This window comes from Ruegeria sp. I3, from assembly GCF_056532525.1.
Genome location: NZ_JBQFNI010000021.1, coordinates 1 through 3,987, shown reverse-complemented (window position 1 = coordinate 3,987; position 3,987 = coordinate 1). Strand labels below are relative to the sequence as shown.

Sequence of the window (3,987 nt, the reverse complement as noted above, 5' to 3'; positions counted from 1 at the left end):
TGGACCAGTTCGGGGATGGCGGCTTTGGTGACGCCGAGGTCGGAGAGATTGCGGGGGATGGCGAGGCTGTCGTTGAACTCTTGCACGAAGCTGCGGAAGCCGTCGAAGCCGCCGTCGATGCCCAGATAGGCGGCGGCTTGCTGGAAGCGGTCGGCGATGACTGGCGCGTTGAACTCGAGCACGGCGGGCATGCAGACCGCGTTGGTGGTGCCATGGTGGGTGTTGAACACCGCGCCGACGGGGTGGCTCATGGCGTGGATGGCGCCCAAGCCTTTCTGGAAGGCGGTGGCCCCCATCGCCGCCGCGCTCATCATCTGGGCGCGGGCTTCGATGTCGGTGCCGTCCGCATAGGCACGTGGCAGGTAGTCCTTGACCAGCCGCATCCCTTCCAGCGCGATGCCCTGAGACATCGGGTGGTAATGCGGGCTGCTGAACGCCTCGACACAATGGGCAAACGCATCCAGACCGGTGCCTGCGGTGATGAACTTTGGCATCCCAACCGTCAGCTCGGGGTCGCAGATCACGACCGTGGGCAGCACCTTGGGATGGAAGATGATCTTCTTGGCGTGGGTTTCAGAATTGGTGATGACGCTGGCGCGCCCCACTTCGGACCCGGTCCCGGCGGTTGTGGGGACGGCGATGATCGGCGCGATGGCATCGGCATCCGCTCGGGTCCACCAATCGCCGATGTCCTCAAAGTCCCAGACCGGGCGCGTCTGACCACACATGAAGGCGACCATCTTGCCCAGATCCAGCCCCGAGCCGCCGCCAAAAGCGATCACCCCGTCATGGCCGCCCGCGTTATAGGCCGCAACACCGGCCTCGAGGTTCTGTTCATTGGGGTTCGGGTCCACATCCGCGAACAGACCCCGGCCCAGACCGGCGGTCTCCATGATATCCAGCGTCGCGGTGGTGATCGGCAGATCGGCCAGCCCCTTGTCGGTGACCAGCAGCGGTTTCTTCATGCCGGCCGCCGCACAGGCTTCGGGTAATTCATTGATCCGCCCGGCCCCGAATTTGATTGCGGTTGGATAAGACCAGTTTCCAACAAGTGACATGTTTGCTTTCCTTCGTGTCAAAAGGCCTGCCCCGGCGAGGGGGTCATTCCGAGGCAGGCCGGCGTCCTTAGCCCGTGACCTTTTTCAGGTGATAGGATTTGGGACGTGTCAGGTTGTGATAGCCAATGACCGAGAGACCGCCGCCGCGCCCGGTATTCTTGCAGCCGGTCCAACACAGGCCGGGATCCAGATAATCGGCGCGGTTCATGAAGACGGTGCCCGTCTCAATCTGGTCGCCCACCCGCGCAGCACGGTCCAGATCGCTGGTCCAGAGGCTCGCCGTCAGGCCAAACGCGCTGTCATTCATCAGCCGGATGGCCTCGTCATCCGTGGACACTTTCATAATGCCCACTACCGGACCAAAGCTTTCATCCCGCATCACCCGCATGTCATGGGTGACATTGGTCAGGATCTGCGGCGTCAGATATGCGCCGCCATCATCCTCGGGGAAGATGTCGATATGGGCCACCGCACCAGCCTCGACCGCCTCGGCAATCTGCGCCCGCACCTCATCGGCAAAGCGCACATTGGCCATCGGGCCAATGGTGGTTTCAGCGTCCAGCGGATTGCCCAGCTTATAGCCCTTCACGATCTCCACCGCCCTGGCGACGAAGTCGTCATACAGGCTTTCATGCACATAAATCCGCTCGATCCCGCAGCAGCACTGGCCCGCGTTGAACATTGCCCCGTCGATCAGCGTCTCAACCGCCGCCTCCAGATCGGCATCGTCCATCACATAACCCGGATCCTTGCCGCCCAACTCAGTCCCGACGCCGGTAAAGGTGCCCGCCGCCGCGCGCTCCATCGCCTGGCCGCCGCCGACCGATCCGGTGAAGTTCACGAAGTCGAACGCATTGCCCGCGATCAGATCGTTGGTCACGTCATGGCTCAGAAAGACATTCTGGAACACGTCTTCGGGCACACCCGCTGCATGGAAGGCCTGCGCCATACGCTCGCCCACCAGCAGGGTCTGCGTGGCGTGTTTCAGGATCACCGTATTACCCGCGATCAGCGCCGGGGCCACCGTGTTGATCGCCGTCATGTAGGGGTAGTTCCACGGCGCCACCACAAACACCACCCCATGCGGGATGCGCTTGATATAGCGTTTGAACGTCTCATCTTCGCCCACCGCGATATCAGCCAACGCGCTTTCGGCAATCCCGGCCATATGGCTTGCGCGCTCGTTGAAGCCGCCGAACTCACCGCCATAGCGCACCGGGCGACCCATCATATGCGCCAACTCGGGCACGATTTCCTCATTCATCGCGCCGACAGCAGCCACACCCGCCATCACGAGATCAATGCGTTCCCGCAAGGGCCGCGCCGCCCAAGCCGCCTGTGCGGCCCGCGCCCGGCCCGCAACCTCAAACGCGGCCTCCCGCGACAACACCTCGCGCTCGGCAAAAACCGACCCATCAATCGGCGAGACACATTGCAACATCTGCCCCATAGTCACTCCATCTCTAAAGAGAGCAGGATCCCTGCTTCATCTGGCCATAAATATCTCGGGGGCCGCCATTGGTGCGCCATTGGTTCGAGCGCCAATGGCGGCGGGGCTGGCCCCTCGCTTTCACCCTCTCAAGCCCGCTCAAACCCGCGGGCAATTTCCCAATCGGTCACCACGCGCTCAAACTCTTCGATCTCAACCTCGGCCGCGCGCGCATAGTGATCGACAACGTCATCTCCCATTGCAGCCCGCAACATCGCCGAGCCATGCAGCGCATCCCGCGCCGCGCGCAGATTGCCCGGGATCATCCCCGTCTCTCCCTGATAGACGTCGCCCGTGGTCGGCGGCTGCAACTCCAGCCCTTCTTCGATCCCAGCGATCCCCGCCGCCAGCATCCCAGCCATCGCCAGATAGGGGTTCATATCCGAGCCCGGGATACGGCATTCCACCCGCACCGCCTTGGTGCCGTCACCGCACAGGCGGAACCCGGCGGTGCGGTTGTCCACCGACCAGATGATCCGCGTCGGCGCAAAGGTCCCCTTCATGAACCGCTTGTAGCTGTTGATGTAGGGCGCCATGAAACAGGTGTAATCGGCGGCGTATTTCAAAAGACCCGCCATGTAGCTTTTCATCACATCCGACATGCCGAGCGGATCTTTTTCGTCGAAAAAGATCGGCCGCCCCTCGGACCAGAGCGACTGATGCACGTGGCTGGAACTGCCCACCTTCTCATGATGCCATTTCGGCAGGAAGGTCGCGGCATGCCCATGCTGCCAGGCAATCTCTTTCACCGCGTTCTTGGCGATCGAGTGATACTCGGCCGTCTCCATCGCAGGCGCGTATTTGATGTTCAGTTCTTCCTGCCCGGTCTCGGCCTCACCTTTCGTGTTCTCGACCGGTATCCCCGCATCCCACAGATGGTTGCGGATCGGGCGCATCACATGCTCTTCCTTGGTGGTCTGAAGGATGTGATAGTCTTCGTTATACCCCGAGATCGGCTCAAGGTCGCGAAAGCCTTCCTTGCGGATCTGATCAAAGCTTTTCTCGAACAGGAAAAACTCCAGCTCGGTGGCGCACATGGCGTCATAGCCCATCGCCTTCAGCCGGTTCACCTGACGTTTCAGGATCGAGCGCGGCGCGTGTGGCACTTCTTCATGCGTGTGATGATCCAGCACATCGCACATCACCATCGCCGTGCCTTCCAGCCACGGTACAGGGCGCAGCGTGCTCAGATCCGGCTTCATCACATAATCGCCATAGCCCCGCTCCCAACTGGTCGACGCATACCCATCCGGCGTCCCCATCTCGAGATCCGTCGCCAGCAGATAGTTGCAGCAATGCGTCTCTTCCCACGCTCCCGCAACAAAATGACCCGCATGAAACCGCTTCCCCATCAAACGGCCCTGCATGTCAACCAGACAAACCAATACCGTATCAATCTCGCCAGACGAAACCTCAGCCTTCAAATGCTCAAATGTCAGC

3 protein-coding genes are annotated in these 3,987 nt (G+C 61.5%); all 3 read right to left on the bottom strand.

Translation table 11 applies throughout. The features are described from left to right. Positions 1-1,058 (bottom strand): iron-containing alcohol dehydrogenase (locus tag ACR0L9_RS20535; RefSeq protein WP_480896573.1); only part of this gene is annotated, 1,058 nt, incomplete at its 3' end. Positions 1,059-1,125: 67 nt separating this feature from the next. Continuing rightward, positions 1,126-2,508, bottom strand: a complete 1,383-nt coding sequence (locus ACR0L9_RS20530; RefSeq protein ID WP_480896572.1) for an aldehyde dehydrogenase family protein — start codon at positions 2,506-2,508, stop codon at positions 1,126-1,128. A 128-nt stretch (positions 2,509-2,636) separates the two neighbouring features. Then, a complete protein-coding gene (locus tag ACR0L9_RS20525; protein ID WP_480459955.1) occupies positions 2,637-3,986 on the bottom strand; it encodes a glutamine synthetase family protein in 1,350 nt (449 codons plus the stop codon). Position 3,987 lies beyond the last annotated feature (1 nt).